The 18,501-nt window shown below is 35.6% G+C and carries 14 protein-coding genes; 2 read left to right on the top strand and 12 right to left on the bottom strand.

Translation table 11 applies throughout. The annotated features are described in order from the left end of the window. Nucleotides 1–50: 50 nt before the first annotated feature. The 9 genes from rnr to gap all read right to left on the bottom strand — a co-directional run bounded on the left by rnr (nt 51) and on the right by gap (nt 10,811). Nucleotides 51–2,171 carry a ribonuclease R gene (rnr, locus tag NQ558_RS07020; protein ID WP_005363874.1) on the bottom strand — a complete coding sequence of 707 codons (2,121 nt, stop codon included), beginning with the start codon at nt 2,169–2,171 and terminating at the stop codon, nt 51–53. Nucleotides 2,172–2,386: 215 nt separating this feature from the next. Then, nucleotides 2,387–2,632 (bottom strand): preprotein translocase subunit SecG, encoded by a 246-nt coding sequence (gene secG / locus NQ558_RS07015; protein ID WP_005363872.1) that lies wholly within the window; start codon nt 2,630–2,632, stop codon nt 2,387–2,389. Between the two features lie 110 nt (nt 2,633–2,742). Continuing rightward, nucleotides 2,743–4,017 (bottom strand): phosphopyruvate hydratase, encoded by a 1,275-nt coding sequence (gene eno / locus NQ558_RS07010; RefSeq protein ID WP_005363870.1) that lies wholly within the window; start codon nt 4,015–4,017, stop codon nt 2,743–2,745. A gap of 74 nt (nt 4,018–4,091) precedes the next feature. After that, complete coding sequence (locus NQ558_RS07005; protein WP_005363868.1) at nt 4,092–4,271, bottom strand: hypothetical protein; 180 nt, start codon at nt 4,269–4,271, stop codon at nt 4,092–4,094. Between the two features lie 280 nt (nt 4,272–4,551). Next, nucleotides 4,552–6,093, bottom strand: coding sequence for a 2,3-bisphosphoglycerate-independent phosphoglycerate mutase (gene gpmI / locus NQ558_RS07000; RefSeq protein ID WP_005363866.1), 1,542 nt, complete (start codon nt 6,091–6,093; stop codon nt 4,552–4,554). A gap of 24 nt (nt 6,094–6,117) precedes the next feature. Next, nucleotides 6,118–7,416 (bottom strand): right-handed parallel beta-helix repeat-containing protein, encoded by a 1,299-nt coding sequence (locus NQ558_RS06995; protein ID WP_005363864.1) that lies wholly within the window; start codon nt 7,414–7,416, stop codon nt 6,118–6,120. A 62-nt stretch (nt 7,417–7,478) separates the two neighbouring features. Continuing rightward, the gene (tpiA, locus tag NQ558_RS06990) at nt 7,479–8,228 is read right to left on the bottom strand and encodes a triose-phosphate isomerase (protein ID WP_005363862.1); all 750 of its coding nucleotides are present in this window, start codon (nt 8,226–8,228) and stop codon (nt 7,479–7,481) included. 163 nt (nt 8,229–8,391) lie between these two features. Then, a complete protein-coding gene (locus tag NQ558_RS06985; protein ID WP_005363860.1) occupies nt 8,392–9,597 on the bottom strand; it encodes a phosphoglycerate kinase in 1,206 nt (401 codons plus the stop codon). A 197-nt stretch (nt 9,598–9,794) separates the two neighbouring features. Beyond that, on the bottom strand, nt 9,795–10,811 hold the full coding sequence (gap, locus tag NQ558_RS06980) for a type I glyceraldehyde-3-phosphate dehydrogenase (RefSeq protein WP_005363858.1): 1,017 nt from the start codon (nt 10,809–10,811) through the stop codon (nt 9,795–9,797). 276 nt (nt 10,812–11,087) lie between these two features. Between gap and NQ558_RS06975 the strand changes: the two genes are divergently transcribed. Beyond that, nucleotides 11,088–11,882, top strand: coding sequence for a histidinol-phosphatase HisJ family protein (locus tag NQ558_RS06975; protein WP_005363857.1), 795 nt, complete (start codon nt 11,088–11,090; stop codon nt 11,880–11,882). Nucleotides 11,883–11,998: 116 nt separating this feature from the next. On the opposite strand, the gene NQ558_RS06970 is transcribed toward NQ558_RS06975, so the two are convergent. Beyond that, nucleotides 11,999–13,144 (bottom strand): cysteine desulfurase family protein, encoded by a 1,146-nt coding sequence (locus tag NQ558_RS06970; protein ID WP_005363856.1) that lies wholly within the window; start codon nt 13,142–13,144, stop codon nt 11,999–12,001. Nucleotides 13,145–13,293: 149 nt separating this feature from the next. On the opposite strand from NQ558_RS06970, the gene NQ558_RS06965 reads away from it, so the two are divergent. Beyond that, nucleotides 13,294–14,811, top strand: a complete 1,518-nt coding sequence (locus tag NQ558_RS06965; RefSeq protein ID WP_005363853.1) for an oligosaccharide flippase family protein — start codon at nt 13,294–13,296, stop codon at nt 14,809–14,811. 106 nt (nt 14,812–14,917) lie between these two features. Here NQ558_RS06965 and NQ558_RS06960 read toward each other — a convergent pair whose 3' ends face one another. Beyond that, nucleotides 14,918–16,660, bottom strand: a complete 1,743-nt coding sequence (locus tag NQ558_RS06960) for an ABC transporter ATP-binding protein (protein ID WP_005363848.1) — start codon at nt 16,658–16,660, stop codon at nt 14,918–14,920. After that, a complete protein-coding gene (locus tag NQ558_RS06955; protein ID WP_005363844.1) occupies nt 16,650–18,464 on the bottom strand; it encodes an ABC transporter ATP-binding protein in 1,815 nt (604 codons plus the stop codon). The genes NQ558_RS06960 and NQ558_RS06955 overlap by 11 nt, the downstream gene beginning before the upstream one ends. Nucleotides 18,465–18,501: the final 37 nt, after the last annotated feature.

The following is an 18,501-nucleotide window of genomic DNA, read 5'->3' as shown; positions in this document are numbered from 1 at the left end:
CTCTATTATTCTTATAAAATAAAATTCTTTCTTTTGATAAGCAAAATCTATCATTCTGCCAAACTAAAATCAATAGTTCTTGCAACCTTGTCGGCCGCTTCTACTCTAATCTTTACTTTCTGACCTAACTTGTAAGTCTTCTTTGTTCTCTCACCTGTCATTGAATAAGTATTTTCATCATAAATATAATGATCATCCATCATATTTGAAACATGAATAAGACCTTCAACTGTATTAGGAAGTTCAACATAAATTCCAAAGTTTGTTACCCCGGAAATTACTCCTTCGTATTCTTCGCCAATATAGCCCATCATATACTCTGCCTTCTTTAACTTTTCAGTATCTCTCTCGGCATCATCTGCTCTTCTTTCAGTAATTGAGCAGTTCTTTGTAACCTCCGGCAAAATATGATTAAAGTGAGAAATATGCTTGTCTGTAAGCTTATTATTTAAAGCTTCCTTAATTATTCTATGAATCTGAAGGTCGGGATATCTTCTGATTGGTGAAGTAAAATGACAATAATACTTAGCTGCCAATCCAAAATGTCCCTTGCACTCAGGAGTATATTCTGCACGCTTCATTGAACGAAGAGTAATTCTACTAATAAGTGCCTCTTCAGGAGTTCCTTCAATATTCTTTAATAATTTCTGAAGTTCCTTTGGATGAATCTGCTCTTTTGACATTTTTACAGAATATCCAAAATTGTTTATAAATGTTGTAAGCTGTGAAACTTTTTCCATATCAGGCTCTTCATGATTTCTGTATACGAAAGGAAGCTGTCTCCAATAAAAATCTTCAGCTATTGTTTCGTTAGCTGCCAACATAAAATCTTCAATAATCTTTGTTGCCTTATTTCTGTCATAAGGCTCAATGGAAATAGGCTTTCCACCTTGATTTAATTTAATTTTGCATTCAGGGAATTCAAAATCAATTGCCCCTCTCTTGTATCTTCTTTCTCTAAGAATTTCAGACAATTCTGCCATTAATTCAAACATTGGAACCAAATCCTTATAACGCTCCATTGTTTCAGGATTTTTATCAACAATAATCTCCTTAACTGCTGTATATGTCATTCTTTCATTAACATTAATAAGTGATTCCACTATCTCGTGGTCAATAATTTCACCTTTTTCGTTAATCTTCATAATGCAACTTAAAGCAAGTCTGTCAACATCATGATTCAATGAGCAGATTCCGTTAGAAAGCTTGTGTGGAATCATTGGAATAACCCTGTCTACAAGATAAACACTTGTACCACGTTTCACTGCTTCTTTGTCAAGTGGTGAATTCTCTGTTACATAATGTGATACATCGGCAATGTGAACACCTAATGTATAAATTCCATCTTCTTTAGTTAAAGTAACTGCATCATCAAGATCCTTTGCATCCTCACCGTCAATTGTAACTGTCTGCCAATCTCTAATGTCCTTTCTTCCAACCTTGTCTTCTTCCGGAACTTCATCAGGAATATTCTCAATCTGCTTCATTACTTCTTCCGGAAACTCTGTTGGTATATCATAGTTCTTTACAATAGAAATAATGTCAACTCCCGGATCATTAATGTGACCAATTATCTCTATAATCTTGCCTTCCGGCTTTCTGCCGTTAGTACCATAATCAGTAATCTGAACTACAACCTTATGACCTGTAACAGCTCCCATAGTATCTTTTCCCGGAATATAAATGTCCTGAGCAATCTTCTGATTATCAGGAAGCACATATCCGAAAGTCTTTGACTTCTGAAAATATCCTACAACCTGCTGAATCTCGTGTGAAAGCACCTTTACAACTCTTGCTTCCTTACGCTTACCTGTCTGGCTATCCTCAACCTGAATAAGAACCATGTCATGATGAAAAGCTCCGTTAACCTTATCCTCCGGAATAAAGTAATCTTCATCCTGTCCTTCAACTTCAACGAAGCCGAAACCTCTATCATTACTTATAAAGTAACCTTCTATATAATGTTCCTTTGTAATAACATACTTGCCCTTCTTGGTTATTGAAATCTTTCTCTCTTCCAATAACTCAGAAAGCACTTCCTCTAACTGGTCCCTGTTCTCTTTTGTAATGTTTAAAACCACTGCAAGTTCCTTGAACTTCATTGGTATATATGTCTTGTCATTCATAAGTTCGAGAATGACCTTCTTCTTTTTCTCCATTATATCGTTCATAATTATTCTCCTATATGGTATGTATGACACATACCTTGTAATAAAAATTAACTTTGCTCTTTTCTTTTAATAACTTTATTAAATTTGTCTTGTTTCTATATTGATATTATAATCCTTTTTTTCTCTTGTGTATCTATTTTTTATAGTTTTTCTTGTTTATATAGAAAAAAGGTGTAGAAACCTACACCTTTTAATGGACTAATTATTATTTCAAATTAATATCCTAAGAATTTCATATTAAGTACAATTGCGATTACAAAGAATAATACTACGAAAACCTTTGTTGCTTTTTCAAGCTTTCCTTCCATAGAACGTCCTTTGTTCTTTCCCCAATATGAGTCAGCAGCACCACTGATTGCACCAGTTAATCCTGCCTGCTTTCCTTCCTGAAGTAAGATTACTACTGTTATTGCTAAGCATATTAATACAAATACTACTGTAAGTACTCTTAATAATGTCATGAGTCTCCACCTCCTATAACGCATTCAAACATAATGATTCTAGCATATATAGATGGTAAAATCAAGTAAAATTATTAGAGTTCCGTTTCGAAATCAGAAGGAATTATCTGTTATTTTATTGTTAGCATTTCTTCTATTCTAATCAACTGGTTGTATTTTGCAGTTCTTTCACCACGGCAAGGTGCTCCTGTTTTGATATAGCCTGTGTTTAGGGCAACGGCAAGGTCGGCTATTGTTGTGTCTTCCGTTTCGCCCGAACGATGTGACATTATGGCAATATAACCCTGACTTTGTGCCATACGGACCGCCTCGATTGTCTCCATCACACTACCGATTTGGTTTGGTTTTATAAGGATTGCGTTAGCACACTTTTCATCAATTCCTTTTTTGAGCCTTGCCACATTAGTAACAAAAAGATCATCTCCAACTAATCGGATTTTGTCGCCAAGGGCAGCGGTTATTTTTTTCCAGCCTTCCCAATCTTCCTCATCCAGTGGATCTTCTATTGAAAAAATTGGATAATTGGTTACGATATCTTCCCACAACGAAATAAGCTGATCTGTGTCCATTTCTACATTTTTCTTTGGCATACGATAATGACCTTTCCTGTCACCCTTCCACTCAGAAGCAGCCACGTCAAGGGAAATCATAAAATCCTTGCCCGGTCTGTAGCCTGCATCAATTATGGCAGCCATAATCAAGTCAAGTGCTTCTTCCTCGCCTGAAAGATTTGGTGCAAAGCCGCCTTCATCCCCTACGGCAACTGAAAGATTATCTTTCTTTAACAATTTTTTCAAACAAGTATAAACTTCCGCACACCATCTAATGCCCTCCTTGACAGACTGCGCGCCCACTGGAAGAATCATAAATTCCTGAACATCAATATTGTTAGACGCATGCGCCCCGCCGTTTAGGATATTCATCATTGGAATTGGCATTTTTTCTCCACAAATTCCACCAATGTATTGATATTCTGGGAGTTTCAAAGCCTTGGCGCAAGCTTTCATATTCGCCATGGACACTGCAAGAATAGCATTTGCTCCCAACTTCTTTTTGTTTTCGGTTCCATCAATGGCAATCATTGTGCTGTCAATTTTTCTCTGATTCAGACCATTCATTCCCTCCAAAGCAGGATAAATCTCCTTATTAATATTCTCCACAGCCTGCGACACACCGGCACCGTTGTATCTCTTGTCGCCATCGCGTAGCTCCATCGCCTCAAACTTTCCTGTTGACGCTCCTGAAGGCACGTCTGCTATTGCAGTAAAAAGCTCCCCAGCCTTACCGTCTGCCTTTACCGTTACCTGTGCCTCAACAGTAGGATTGCCTCTTGAATCCAAAACCTCGCGACCTCTTATATCAACAATTTTCAAATACTTATACATAAAAAACCTCCAAAATACACTTTTTAATCAGTATGCGTATTTTGGAGATTTTTATTAATAATCTAAATTTGTTTTTACTCTATTATTTTGTATTTCTTCATCAGTTCTCTCTGATATTCTTCATCGCTTGTCGACTTTTCAAGCTCTTCATATTTCTTTTCTGATAATAATGCTTTGTTTAACTTGTTTATATTTCTACGCTCTTCCTCTCGACCATTCCTAAACTGCTTATCCAATTCCATCTGATATGACATATACTCTCGCCTCCACTGTTTATTGTTTCTGGCTTCAAACACTTTCCTGTCTATGTCCTTTGCAAGTTGACTTTCGGGTTCTCTGCCATCAAAATTTGTACATAAGCAAAAAGCCACTACGCTTCCGTTTCCGTTAGCATAGCGACTTTTGTATAACCATATTTATAGAATTTCAATTATCAATTGTTCTATTAATTGCCTAATAACTATTAGTTGGCTATATATCACTTAATTGATATATTGTACTAATTCTATTATTTATCATTTAATGATTCTCCCATTATTTTTCAATTAATGATTTTCCTGTCATTTCTTTTGGCTGTTCCATTCCCATTAATTCGATTAATGTAGGAACGATGTCTGCTAACACTCCACCTTCTCTTAATTTGTATGATGGATCAGCATTTACAAGAATAAATGGTACAGGGTTTGTTGTATGTGCTGTAAATGGTTCGCCTGTTTCATAGTCAATTAACTGTTCAGCGTTTCCGTGGTCAGCACAGATAAACATCTGTCCGTCTACTTCTTTGATTGCATCTACTACTTTGCCTACACATTCGTCAATTGTTTCTACTGCTTTTACTGCAGCTTCAACGATTCCTGTATGACCAACCATATCAGGGTTAGCGAAGTTTGTAATGATTACATCGTATTTTCCTGATTTGATGGCTTCTACCATCTTTTCGCATACCTTTGGTGCGCTCATTTCAGGCTTCTGATCATATGTTGCAACTTCCTTAGGTGAAGGAACAAGGATTCTGTCTTCGCCTTCGTTTGGTTCTTCAACACCACCGTTAAAGAAGAATGTTACGTGTGCGTATTTTTCTGTTTCAGCAATTCTTGCCTGCTTCATATTGTGAGCTGCAAGGTATTCACCAAATGTATTTTTAACTTCTACTTTCTTGAATGCAATTAATTTGTTAGGAATTGTTACATCATATTCTGTAAAGCATACGAATGTAAGGTCTAATTTCTTTTCTCTTGCAAAACCGTCAAAATCATCTGCACAGAAAGCTCTTGTAATCTGACGGGCACGGTCAGGTCTAAAGTTACAGAATACTACTGAGTCACCGTCTGTAATTGTAGCTACAGGCTGTCCATCTTTCTTAATTACTGTAGGAAGAACGAATTCATCTGTAACGTCTTTAGCATATGAATTCTTAATAGCCTGAACAGGATCTGTTTCTTCAACACCTTCACCCTTTGTCATTGCTACATATGCTTTTTCTTCTCTATCCCAGTTGTTATCTCTGTCCATTGCATAATAACGACCTGAAATTGTAGCAACTTCACCAACACCGATTTCAGCCATCTTGTCTACCATCTGCTGCATATACTCTGCTGCTGATGCAGGAGGTGTATCTCTACCATCTAAGAATGCATGTACATAAACTTTTTCGAGGCCAAATTTCTTAGCCATTTCAAGTGTTCCATACATATGTGTAATATGGCTGTGAACACCACCGTCTGATAAAAGTCCGAAAATATGAAGAGCACTGTTATTCTTCTTTGCATTTTCCATTGCTTTTACTAATTCTTCATTTTCAAAGAATGTTCCATCTTCTATTTCTTTTGTAATTCTTGTTAATTCCTGATATACAATTCTTCCTGCACCCATGTTAAGATGTCCAACTTCTGAGTTACCCATCTGTCCTTCAGGAAGTCCTACTGCCATGCCACTAGCCTGTCCTTTTACAAATGGATATTCAGCCATAAGTTTATCCATAACAGGTGTGTTAGCTAATGCTACTGCGTTGCCTTCTTTTTTGTCATTCAAACCATAACCATCTAATATTAATAATACTGTAGGTTTCTTGCTCATTGTCTTATCTCCTTTTTAATATATTTATAATCCATAAGAGATTATTTGCTTATTTATGTTTACTCCAACGGCATTAGATCTTGATCTTTCTCCTGACCCCTTAAAATACAAAATATCATATCCGTGGAATATGCTATTCATATCATAACCGCAATCAGAAACTTTATTATCAAGCATTGCCTTTGTTTCTTCCTTTGTTATTTTCATTCCAACTTTTTTGTAGTTACTTCCGCTACCTACATTTTGCTGGATACAGAAATATACAGGATTTCTCTTAATCTTTGTAAAAGTATTTCCTGTAATATTAATTTCTTCAATGCCACCTCCTGAAATGGCATGTGCACCTGAGCTATAGCTCTTCTTTGATGAATTACCAATATTGGTGAACTTGTTATTTTCAATCTTTGTATTCTTCCAGTTTAAAACAAAAACTCCATTATCATGAATATTCTTAAATTCATTATTTCTTATTGTTATATTCTGATGATAGATATTTTCACCTTTGCTGTTTTGTGAATACTTATGTGTTCCAACACCTCTTGTTGTACTGTCAAAAACATTATTTTCAACTGTAACATTATAGCATGGTGTTTTGTCTTTCTTGACCCAATCAAGTGGCAATCCATGAGTTGCCTTGTCTGCCAAGTCAATATTAATTGCTTCTTTCATATAGTACTTTTCTCTAGTACTCTTTTTAGACTTTCCAAAATAACAATCATGTATATTAACATCTTTTGAACCATTAACTTCGACATAATGATTTCCATTCTGGTTCTTAAATGTTATTCCTGAAATATCAATATTCTGATTATGTGCGGCAACAATTGTAATTCCTGCAATGTTGCCCATATCGAATGTTACCTTGCCTTTGGCCTTGAATGTAACATTCTTTGCACCTTTATATTTCCCTATACTATTCTTTTTTTTGCTCTTACTTCTTGGACAAATCTGCCACATTGATCCTGATGCCTTGTAGTTTGTTCCTGTTTTGTTTATTTTTTTAAACACTACACCATTCTCAAACACTACTGTTGTATTGGATGGCACATAAATGGCATTTGATATATAATATGTTCCCTTCTTTATTGTAAGGGTTCCCCCACCTGCTTTTTCCATCTTATCTAAAAATGCATTTAATCCAAGATAATGTTTTGTATATTTTGTTGTTATTGTTCTAAAGCTCTTTTTTGACTGTTTTTCTACTTTTGATGGGGTAACTTTAAAATTCTTCTTTGCATATGTATTAGTTTGAAATGCAAAAGTTATTCCACACACAGCAACTACCATAACTGCTGTTTTTATTATTTTGTTTTTTAGTTTCATTTTTTACCCTTCATTAAACAAGACAGAATGCCAACTAGTGGCATTCCGTCTCATATATATACTTATTTATTATAGTTAACAATCTTGCCAAAATCTGGTTTTAAGCTTGCGCCACCTACTAAACCACCATCAATGTCAGGTTTAGCAAGTAATTCTGCTGCATTTCCGGCATTCATTGATCCGCCATACTGAATTCTAATTGCTTCAGCTGTAGCTTCATCATATACTTCTTTGATGCATTCTCTGATAGCTGCACAGATTTCTTCTGCCTGATCAGATGTAGCTGTCTTACCTGTTCCAATAGCCCAAATTGGTTCATAAGCGATAACTGCTTCCTTAGCCTGATCTGCTGTTACATTTAAGAATGCAATCTTAATCTGCTGACGGATAAAGTCTACTGCAATACCCTGTTCTCTCTGTTCAAGAGTTTCACCACAGCAGATGATTGGTGTAATACCATGTTCGAAAGCTTTTAATACTTTCTTGTTTACTGTTGCATCTGTTTCAGCAAAGTATTCTCTTCTTTCTGAATGTCCGATGATAACGTATTTTACTCCAACATCTGTTAACATGTTAGGAGCGATTTCTCCTGTATATGCACCACTTTCTTCAAAGTACATATTTTCAGCACCAATGTTGATGTTTGTGCCTTTAGCCGCTTCCATAGCTGGAACAATGCTAATAGCTGGTACGCAGAATACTACGTCAACATCTTCATTCTGTACTAATGGTTTTAATTCATTAATTAAAGCAACTGCTTCGCTAGGAGTTTTATTCATTTTCCAGTTGCCTGCGATAATTTTCTTTCTCATGTTAATGTCTCCTCTATATTTAATGTCCTTATCTTATTGATGCTCTGCTTCAATAAGCACGCTGGCATTCGCCAACTTCACAAAAATCAATCTAAGAACAATGAATGCGAACATTCATTGTTCTTGATTTGTTTTTGTGTAAATGGACTCATTTGCCTTAACTCTACTTGTCGTTAGCTGCTACTACACCTGGTAAATCTTTTCCTTCAAGGAATTCAAGTGAAGCTCCACCACCTGTTGAGATGTGTGTCATCTTATCACCGAAACCAAGGTTGTTTACAGCTGCTGCTGAATCACCACCACCGATGATTGTTGTAGCATCTGTATCAGCTAAAGCTTTAGCTACTGCAATAGTACCTGCTGCAAGGCAAGGGTTTTCTGAAACGCCCATAGGTCCGTTCCATACTACTGTCTTAGCGTTCTTAACTGCATCAGCGAATAACTCACGAGTCTTAGGTCCAATATCAAGTCCTTCTTTGTCATCAGGAATTGCGTTTGTTGGAACGATCATTGTTTCGATTTCAGCATCGATAGGATTTGGGAATCCGTCAGCAGCTACTGTATCGATAGGAAGTAATAATTTCTTTCCTAATTCTTCTGCTTTCTTCATCATATCAAGACAGTAATCTAACTTAGAATCATCTACTAATGAAATACCAACTTTTCCACCCTGAGCTTTGATGAATGTATATGCCATACCACCACCAATGATAAGTGTATCGCACTTTTCAAGTAAGTTGTTGATTACATTAAGCTTATCAGCAACCTTAGCACCACCAAGGATAGCTACGAATGGTCTTACTGGATTGTTTACTGCATTTCCAAGGAAATCGATTTCTTTCTGCATTAAGTATCCAACTACTGCTGTGTCAACATATTTTGTCACACCAACGTTTGAGCAGTGTGCTCTATGAGCTGTACCGAATGCATCGTTTACAAATACATCACAAAGTGAAGCTAATTCTTTGCTGAATGCTTCGCCGTTCTTTGTTTCTTCTGCACGGTAACGTGTATTTTCAAGAAGAACTACATCTCCATCATTCATTGCTTCTACAGCAGCCTTTGCGTTTGGTCCTACTACTTCAGGATCAGCAGCAAACTTAACTTCCTGACCTAATAATTCAGTAAGTCTCTTAGCAACTGGTGCAAGTGATAATTCAGGCTTTGGTTCTCCCTTTGGTTTTCCAAGATGTGAGCAAAGAATAACTTTTCCACCATCTCCGATTAATTTTTTGATTGTTGGAAGAGCTGCAACAAGACGGTTTTCGTCTGTGATAACTCCTTCTTTTAAAGGTACGTTAAAATCGCAACGAACTAAAACTCTCTTGCCTTTAACGTTAATATCATCTACTGATTTTTTGTTAAGCATAAATTTGCTCCTTTCATTGATTTAATCTTTTTAGATTTATCCGTTTTATTCTGTGGCTGTTTGTAATCTCAATTATAAACTCTCACTTCTTACAAAGTTATACCCATTATTCATTCTAAGATAATTTGCCACTCTAAAAGAAAAGGCCCGGCCCAATCAGCCGGACCCTTTTTGGATCTAATAATAAATATCAGAAATTAAGCTAATTCTGAGAAGTATTTGATTGTTCTAACCATCTGGCTTGTGTATGAGTTTTCGTTATCATACCATGAAACAACCTGTACTTCATAAGTATCTTCATCAACCTTTGATACCATTGTCTGTGTAGCATCAAATAATGAACCATATCTCATTCCTACGATATCGCTTGATACGATTTCATCTTCGTTGTATCCGTATGATTCATTTGAAGCTGCCTTCATAGCTGCGTTGATACCTTCAACTGTGATATCTTTTCCTTTAACTACAGCTGTAAGAACTGTTGTTGAACCTGTTGGAACAGGAACTCTCTGTGCAGAACCGATTAATTTTCCGTTTAATTCTGGAATAACTAATCCGATAGCTTTTGCAGCACCTGTTGAGTTAGGAACGATATTAACTGCTGCAGCTCTTGATCTTCTTAAATCACCTTTTCTCTGTGGTCCATCAAGAGTCATCTGGTCACCTGTGTAAGCATGAATTGTTAACATGATACCACTCTGGATTGGAGCGTATTTGTTAAGAGCATCAGCCATAGGTGCTAAACAGTTTGTTGTACATGAAGCTGCAGAAATGATTGTATCTTCTGGCTTAAGTGTATTGTGGTTTGTATTGTAAACGATTGTTGGAAGATCGTTTCCAGCTGGAGCTGAGATAACAACCTTACGAGCACCAGCATCGATATGAGCCTGTGCTTTAGCCTTTGATGTATAGAAACCTGTACATTCTAATACAACGTCTACGTTTAATTCGCCCCAAGGACATTTTGAAGCATCAGCTTCTGCATAGATTTTGATTTCTTTTCCATCAACGATGATTGAATCATCTGTAGCTGAAACTGTATCAGCCTTTTCATATTTACCCTGTGATGAATCATACTTTAATAAGTGAGCTAACATCTTTGGGCTTGTTAAATCGTTAATAGCTACTACTTCATAGCCTTCTGCTCCGAACATCTGTCTGAATGCAAGACGTCCAATACGTCCGAAACCGTTAATTGCAACTTTTACTGACATTTAATTGTCCTCCTATAATAAGTTTTTTTGCTATTGTTAATTTTCATTAACCTATGCTTATTTTACATAATAAGTTTGCAAATATCAAGTTGTTTTTGCTTATTTTTTGGTTTTTTGTTAAATTTTTGTCAAATTAGCAAAATTGATACGATTTTATGGAATTACGGATTACCAACTTCTTTTTTCTGTGACTACCGTAATTATCTAATTTATGCTAATATTTAACTAGCTCAGGCACATTATCAACTTATATTCATACACAGAAAGGACTTTACTATGTTTTCAGATTACCATGTACACAGCAGTTTTTCTTTTGATTCCGAGGAATCTCCTAGGGCTATTGTTGAGAAAGCCATTGCTCTTGGCATGAAACAGATTTGTTTTACTGACCATCAGGACTTTAATTGGCCAATTAAGGGGGAATCGCCTTATATTGATTTTCCCAAATATTTTGAAGTTTTGAATTCTTTAAGGAATGAATATTCTTCCAAAATCAATATTTTAAAAGGTGTTGAGCTGGGGCTTACTTCTGACAATTTTTCTTTGTGCCATAAATTTCTTGATTCCTACGATTTTGATTTTGTCATTGGCTCCTGTCATATTGTTGACCAAATGGATCCTTATTATGCAGAGTTTTGGAAAGGAAAAAATGACCGTGACTGTTTTGAACTTTATTTTAAAACTTTGTTGGATTCCTTGAAATTTTTTATAGGAAGAAACACTTGCACCACTCCCCGCACTGTCAACACTCTCGGGCATTTGGATTACATTGTCCGCTACAGTCCTAACAAGGATAATAATTACAGTGTGGCTGATTACATTGATGTTATAGATGAGATTTTGAAAATGATTATTGAAAATGATATTAAGTTGGAAATTAACACTTCAAACTTTTCTAAAGGATTTGATTTCCCAAATCCACACACGGATATAATTAGAAGATACAAGGAACTTGGTGGGCTTTATGTTACCGTAGGTTCCGATGCTCACAAAGCCCAATTTATTGGTTCCGGTTTTGATTTGGTTGAAAAAATCGTTGAAAAATATAAATTAAAAGTTTTTACTATTTAAATTGTAATAACTTAATATTCTATTTTGACTTGATTTTATTAACAAATTTAAATTTGATTCTTAATTTTATCTGCAAAAAATAAATTTGATTTTTACATGATTTTTTAACTTAATTTTCAGCTTTTTGCTCTTAGTTCTTTCACACTGGCTTTTAATTTTTCAACGGTGTAATCGATTTCTTTTCTTGTATTTTCATGGCCTATGGTTATTCGAATTGTTCCATAGGCTTTTTCTTTCGGTATTCCAAGGGCGCTTATTACGTGGGACGGCTTTTCTGCTGATGCAGCACAGGCTGAGCCGGCAGAAATACACACTCCTTCTTCATCCATTATTACTACCAGAGATGTTCCATTTATGCCATCAAAAGTAAAACTTGCGTTGCCCGGAAGTCTGTTTGTGTAATGACCGTTTAGACTTACGTTTGGAATTTCTCCAAGTATTCTTTTTACCATATAATCTCTTAGATTTTTCTCTTTATTGTAGCGGGCACTCATATTTCTCATAGAATCTTCAACTGCCGCCCCCATTCCTATTATTCCGGCCACATTTTCCGTTCCACCTCTTTTGCCCTTTTCCTGACCGCCGCCATAAATCAAAGGCATCATTTCCTTTGGATTTCTCACGTAAAGAAAACCTACGCCTTTAGGGCCGTTAAATTTGTGACTGCTGGCACTAAGCATATCCACTCCAAGATAATTTACGTCTATTGGTATGTGTCCAAAAGCCTGAACTGCATCAGTATGAAACAGAACTCCTTTCCTATGTGCCACCATTGCTATATTTCTAATAGGCTCAATTGTTCCGATTTCATTGTTTGCTAACATAATCGAAACCAGCGAAGTTCTCACAGGATTTTCAAATCCGTCTTTGTAATCAGTTTTAATTTGCTCCATATCCACAAAACCGTTTTTGTCAACGTCTACATATGTGACTTTTATTCCTTCATTTTCAAGCTGTTTGCATTTATTTAAAATAGCGTGATGCTCTATTTTTGACGTTATAATGTGATTACCTAAATATGCGCCGTTGTCCAAAACCCAATTGTCCGACTCGGTTCCCCCTGAAGTAAAAAAAATATTTTCAGGTTTGCAGTTTAACGATTTTGCAATTGTCCATCTTACCTTTTCAACCTGCTCCCTTGTCTTTCTTCCTATGGAATAAATTCCTGACGGATTGCCATATTCTTCTTTTAAATAAGGTTCCATTGCTTTAACAGCTTTTTCACATATTTTTGTGGTAGCTGCGTTATCTAAATAAATCATATTATTCTCCCATTTTTCGTTTTATGTTCAAATTTTAGTTTTTTCTAAACAATTGATTGTCTGCCCTTTTTATGTTGTTATAATTATTGTTTTTGCATAATTCCTGTTTTTTTGAATATTTTATATAAATGCGTTTCAGGCAGTACACTATGCTTAACAAAAATCCAATTATTAAAGGCACTATTATTCTCACCATAGCTAGTCTTTTAAGCAGAATAATAGGTTTCTTATATAGAATATTCCTTTCTAACCTAATAGGTGCTAAAGGTATGGGAGTTTTTCAATTAATTTTTCCTGTACTTGTTTTTTGCATTGCCCTAAGTTGCGGTGGAATCCAAATTGCTGTTTCACGCTTTGTTGCTGAAAGCAAAAGTAGAAAGGAATGTTTTCTTGTGCTTATCAGCAGTATTATTATGTCACTTAGTCTTTCTTTTATTACCTTGGGAGTTTTGTATTTTTTCGCTGAGCCTGTTTCTTTATTTATTATAAAAAACAAAAGTTGTACTGAGCTGTTGAAATACGCCTCTTTCACTATTCCACTTGCCACTTTTCACGCCTGCATAACGGGTTATTATTTAGGTTTCAAAAAAACTTTTGTTCCAGCCTGGTCAGGTGTTGTTGAGCAGATTGCAAAAGTTATTTCACTTTTTATTTTATGGCTTGTATGGGTTGAAAAAGGTTTTTCCATTACTCCTATAATTGCAGTTTATTCTATGGTTATTTCTGAATTGTGCGGGGTTATTTTTTGTTTGATTGCAATATTTGGTGAACGTTTTTTTGCTTTTAAGATATCTGAAATATTTTCCGTAATGAAGAAAATGTTTTCTGTTTCTTATGTTTTGACTTTGAACAAAATAATGCTTACTTTTTTACAGACTTTGGAAGCTGTTATTTTTCCAACTGTACTTTTAAAAAGCGGGTTATCCCTGTCCGATTCTTTAAGTATTTATGGAATTTTAACCGGAATGGCCCTTCCGGTGGTTACTTTTCCTTCTGCCATAAACACTTCCGTTTCCACTATGTTGCTTCCTACCATAGCAGGTGCAAATTCCGGAAACGACGTTTCAGGCATAAAAAAAACAACAGAATATTCTATTTGGTTTTCTATGATTACGGGGATTTTCTGTGTTGGTGTTTTTCTTTTTTATGGCGATTTTATTGGAACAAATATTTTCAGGCAGCCTCTTGCCGGCGAATACATAATGATTCTTGCCTGGCTTTGCCCTTTTCTCTATCTTTCCATTACACTTGGCTCCATCTTACACGGGCTGGGGCTTACTAATGCTGCCTTTATTCACAATGTTATTGGGGTTGTAATACGACTTGCCTCACTATGGTTCGGAGTTCCTGTTTTTGGGGTAGAAGGGTATCTGATTGGCTTGCTTATAAGTAATCTTGTTGTGACTTTGTTACATAGTTTTTATATTCATAAATATGTGGATTTTAACTTTTCGGCAATTGACAATATTATAAAGCCTACACTTTGGATTGCAATTGGTCTGATAATGGGAAAATTAGTTTCATTCATATTTAGTTTTGCTGATTGCAAGGGATTAGTTTTTTGTATTTTTTCCGCAGGAATAAGCGGAGTGATAATAGTGATGGTGTTTGGATATTTTGTATGGCGTGAGAGTGTAAATTTAAAACAGTATAAAAATGGAGTATAAAAACTCCATTTTTACACTGAGATATTATTTATTTGATTATCCATGCTTCTTCATTTATTTTTATTTAAGTGTATAAACACTTACTTCTTGGTTAATCCATCTCTTTTTAGCTATTATAAAGTTTATAGTAAAACCCTCTCTTTTCAAGCAGTTCTTCGTGATTTCCCTGCTCGATTATTTTTCCATCCTTCATTACAAGAATTACGTCTGCTTCTTTTATTGTTGAAAGTCTATGGGCTACAATAAATGTAGTTCTGCCTTCCATCATTTTTGAAAATGCGTCCTGAATCTTTACTTCTGTTCTTGTATCAATTGAAGATGTGGCTTCATCAAGTATTAGCATTGGTGGCAGACATAACATTACACGGGCTATACACAATAACTGTTTCTGTCCCTGTGAAAGACTGCCTCCGTCTTCACCTATTACTGTATCATATCCATTTGGCAAACGCTTAATAAAGTTATGTGCATAGCTTGCTTTTGCTGCATTTTCTATTTCTTCATCAGTTGCATCAGGCTTTCCAAAAGCGATGTTTTCTCTTACCGTAGTATTTCTAAGCCATGTTTCCTGAAGAACCATTCCATAAGAGCTTCTTAAATTCTTTCTTGATATGTCTCGTATATCTTTTCCATCTATTGTAATTGAACCTTTGTCCACATCATAAAATCTCATCAAAAGATTTATGATTGTAGTTTTTCCACAACCTGTCGGTCCAACAATTGCAATTCTCTGACCAGGCTTTACGTGTAGATTTAAGTTTTCGATTAATTTTCTATCCGGCACATAAGAAAAATCAACATCATTAATGTCAACTTTGCCTACCTCAATATTCTGGAGCTGATTTTCACTTTCTTCCACATCAATCTCTTTTTCCTGATTAATAAGCGAAAAGATTTTTGCACCACAGGCAATGGCATTTTGAAGTTCCGTAACAACACCTGAAATCTCGTTAAAAGGCTTTGTGTACTGGTTGGCATAACTTAAGATTGTTGCAAGTCCACCTACAGTAATTCCTCCTGTCATAATTGCCACAAGGCCGCCACTTATTGCAACTCCGGCGTAAACTATATTGTTGACAAATCTTGTACTTGGATTTGTTATTGATGAAAAGAAAGTTCCCTTCAAATAATATTTTGCCAATTCATCGTTGATTTCATCAAAATCCTGAACGGCTTTTTCTTCCTGTCCAAAAGCCTTAACAACTTTCTGACCGCTTATCATTTCATCAATAAACGCTGTCTGGCTACCCCTTATTTCAGACTGTTTTCTAAACATTGAATACGTACGCTTTGCAATAAATCCCGCCACAAAAAACGATACAGGTGTAATACAAATAACAACCAACGCAATTTTCCAGTTAATCTGTAACATAAAAACAATTGTTAAAACAATTGTGACAACACCTGTAAACAAATTTGAAAATCCCATAAGTAAGCCGTCTGCTAACTGGTCTACGTCCGCAATTATACTACTTACAAGACTACCTGTTGAATGTGTATCCAAGTAAGCCAAAGGAAGTTTCTGTATTCTCTCAAAACTTTCCTGACGAATGTCTTTAATCACGTGATATGTGATTCTGTTGTTTAACAGTCCCATAATCCACTGGGCAATTCCTGCAATTGCAGCGATTACAGCTATCTGCACTGCTATTCTCTCTAATCCCTGAAAGTCAACATTGCCTTTTGATACTATTTTGTCAGTTCCTAAACCAATTAGTTTTGGTACATAAAGTGACAAAACAACATAAACCAGGGCAAACAATAATGAACCTATTAACAAATGCCAATATTTTTTTATTCTTTTTAACAATTCCATAAGGGCCTGTTTTTGCGTCATATTATTTTCCATTTGACTGCCCTCCCTTTTTAAACTGTGATTGATAGATTTCCTGATATACTGAACAATCTTTAAGCAATTCATCGTGAGTTCCAAATCCTACAACTTTTCCATCATCAAGAACCACTATCCGGTCTGCATCCATAATTGACGCTGTTCTCTGAGAAACTACAAACAAAGTTATATCTTTAAGTGTCTTTATGTCACTTCTTAGTTTTGCATCAGTTGCATAATCAAGTGCTGATGAACTGTCATCAAGAATCAAAATCTTAGGCTTTTTAACCAACGCTCTTGCAATTGTAAGACGTTGTTTCTGCCCACCCGAGAAATTCTTTCCCTTTTGCGCCACTTCGCTATCAATTCCTTTATCTTTTTCTTTTACAAAATCGTAACTCTGAGATAATTTCAAAGCTTCCACTAATTCTTCCTCTGTAGCATTTTCATTGCCCCAAAGCAAGTTGCTTCTTATTGTACCTTTAAACAATAATGCTTTTTGAGGTACAACTCCAATAATATCTTCCAGATTTTTTCTCTTATAATCTTTTGCGTCAATTCCAAAAATCTTAACTTTTCCTTCTGTAGGGTCATAAAATCTTGGAATCATATTAATTAATGAAGTCTTACCTGAACCGGTACCTCCTATAATGCCGATTGTCTGACCGGTCTTTGCCTTAAAATTAACATTTTCTATTGAACTTTCGCCTGCGCCCTGGTATTTCAAAGTAGCATTTTCAAATTCCACTGCAATGTCTTTGTTGTAGTTTTCCGGATTTTTTAATTTATTATCTGAATCATTTTCGCCGGCTAATTTACCAGTTCCATCATTTGAATTATTGTCATTAACTAAATTTAATTCAATATTTCCTTCTGCCATTCCCGGCTCAATATCAAAAATATCCTGTATTCTTCCTGATGCTGCAAAAGCTTTTGTAAGATTTATAATAAGGTTTGCAAGCTTAATTAATTCAATAAGAATCTGTGACATATAGTTAACCAAGGCTACGACCTGTCCCTGTGTAAGGCTTCCTGTGTTAACTCTATCTCCACCTACCCACAAAATTCCAATGGTTGCAACGTTAATCACAATATAAGTTGCCGGGTTCATTAATGTTGAAATTCTTCCTGCAAAAAGCTGGAATTTTTCAAGTGTTGCATTTTCCTCATTATATCTTGCAACTTCCTGTTCCTGTTTATTAAAAGCTCTAATCACTCGGACACCGTCAAGATTCTCTCTTGTACTTCCCATAACCTTGTCAAGTCTTGACTGAACTTTCTTATATAATGGAATTGTAATAAGCATAATTCCATAAACTATAACCGACAAAACCGGAATAGCCACAACAAAAACCATAGCCGTCTTTCCATCTACAAAGAATGCCATAATCATTGCGCCAAAAACAATAAACGGTGAACGAAGTAATAATCTTATGGCCATATTAACCTGAGTCTGCACAAGGTTAACATCAGATGTCATTCTTGTTATAAGTGTTGATGTTCCCTGATTGTCAAGCTGAGTGTACGACAATTTTTGTATATGATCAAACAGTGAATGTCTAAGTTCTTTACCAAATCCTGCTGCTGCTTTTGCCGCAAAAAACTGTGCCGTAAGTGAAAAAGTCAAACCGCACGCTGCTAACAATAACAGCACACCCCCCATCTGCAAAACATAGGTTGTATCTCCCCTTCTGATACCATTATCAATAATTCTTGCTACAACTAAAGGAACTAGCAAATCAAAAATTGCTTCCATCATTTTAAATAATGGTGCCAGAAGCGATTCCTTTTTGTAGTTTTTTAGAAATCTTAAAATCTTCATAAAATTCTCCTGTTATATGATTACACTGCCAAAAGTA

The sequence above is a fragment of the Eubacterium ventriosum genome (assembly GCF_025150745.1).
GTDB lineage: Bacteria > Bacillota > Clostridia > Lachnospirales > Lachnospiraceae > Eubacterium_G > Eubacterium_G ventriosum.
This window is presented reverse-complemented; position numbering and strand designations above follow the sequence as displayed.

Excerpts from the sequence above, each read along its gene's own strand:
- rnr (WP_005363874.1), bottom strand. The coding sequence starts at position 2,171 with ATGAACGATATAATGGAGAAAAAGAAGAAGGTCATTCTCGAACTTATG.
- secG (WP_005363872.1), bottom strand. The coding sequence starts at position 2,632 with ATGACATTATTAAGAGTACTTACAGTAGTATTTGTATTAATATGCTTA.
- eno (WP_005363870.1), bottom strand. The coding sequence starts at position 4,017 with ATGTATAAGTATTTGAAAATTGTTGATATAAGAGGTCGCGAGGTTTTG.
- NQ558_RS07005 (WP_005363868.1), bottom strand. The coding sequence starts at position 4,271 with ATGTCATATCAGATGGAATTGGATAAGCAGTTTAGGAATGGTCGAGAG.
- gpmI (WP_005363866.1), bottom strand. The coding sequence starts at position 6,093 with ATGAGCAAGAAACCTACAGTATTATTAATATTAGATGGTTATGGTTTG.
- NQ558_RS06995 (WP_005363864.1), bottom strand. The coding sequence starts at position 7,416 with ATGAAACTAAAAAACAAAATAATAAAAACAGCAGTTATGGTAGTTGCT.
- tpiA (WP_005363862.1), bottom strand. The coding sequence starts at position 8,228 with ATGAGAAAGAAAATTATCGCAGGCAACTGGAAAATGAATAAAACTCCT.
- NQ558_RS06985 (WP_005363860.1), bottom strand. The coding sequence starts at position 9,597 with ATGCTTAACAAAAAATCAGTAGATGATATTAACGTTAAAGGCAAGAGA.
- gap (WP_005363858.1), bottom strand. The coding sequence starts at position 10,811 with ATGTCAGTAAAAGTTGCAATTAACGGTTTCGGACGTATTGGACGTCTT.
- NQ558_RS06975 (WP_005363857.1), top strand. The coding sequence starts at position 11,088 with ATGTTTTCAGATTACCATGTACACAGCAGTTTTTCTTTTGATTCCGAG.
- NQ558_RS06970 (WP_005363856.1), bottom strand. The coding sequence starts at position 13,144 with ATGATTTATTTAGATAACGCAGCTACCACAAAAATATGTGAAAAAGCT.
- NQ558_RS06965 (WP_005363853.1), top strand. The coding sequence starts at position 13,294 with ATGCTTAACAAAAATCCAATTATTAAAGGCACTATTATTCTCACCATA.
- NQ558_RS06960 (WP_005363848.1), bottom strand. The coding sequence starts at position 16,660 with ATGGAAAATAATATGACGCAAAAACAGGCCCTTATGGAATTGTTAAAA.
- NQ558_RS06955 (WP_005363844.1), bottom strand. The coding sequence starts at position 18,464 with ATGAAGATTTTAAGATTTCTAAAAAACTACAAAAAGGAATCGCTTCTG.